Raw genomic sequence first — 592 nt, 5'->3', positions numbered from 1 at the left:
CGTTGGCGGCGGGGGCTGGGGTGCCGCCGATTGGTTCGCCGGTGCCTGGGGCGGCGTTGTTTGTGTTGGATCAGTGGTTGCGCCCGGTGCCGGTCGGGGTGGTCGGTGAGTTGTATGCGGCGGGTCGCGGTGTGAGTTGTGGCTATGTGCGGCGGGCGGGGTTGACGGCGTCGCGGTTTGTGGCGTGTCCGTTCGGGGGTGCCGGCGAGCGGATGTATCGCACCGGGGATTTGGTGCGGTGGGGCGCTGATGGGCAGTTGCGGTATTTGGGTCGCGCTGATGAGCAGGTCAAGATCCGTGGGTATCGCATCGAGCTCGGTGATGTGCGCGCGGCGTTGGCGGGGTTGGACGGGGTCGATGAGGCGGCGGTGATCGCCCGCGAGGACCGTCCCGGCGACAAGCGTCTGGTGGGTTATGTCACCGGCAGCGCTGACCCGGGCGGGCTGCGCGAACAATTATCGGACCGGTTGCCGCCGTACATGGTGCCCGCCGCGGTGCTCGCGATCGACGCTTTGCCGTTGACCGCCAACGGCAAACTCGATGTCCGTGCCTTGCCGGCACCGGACTATCGGGAGGGCGATCACTACCGCGC

The 592-nt window shown here is 68.2% G+C and carries 1 protein-coding gene; it reads left to right on the top strand.

The genetic code is table 11. The features are described 5' to 3' along the window. On the top strand, positions 1-592 hold a 592-nt coding region (locus A5652_RS12365), incomplete at both ends, for an AMP-binding protein (RefSeq protein ID WP_156745302.1).

It is taken from the genome of Mycobacterium sp. 1165178.9, from assembly GCF_001673555.1.
In the GTDB taxonomy this organism is placed as follows: Bacteria; Actinomycetota; Actinomycetes; order Mycobacteriales; family Mycobacteriaceae; genus Mycobacterium.
Note: the sequence above shows the minus strand (reverse complement) of the source record. Positions and strands in the feature narration are given on the sequence as shown.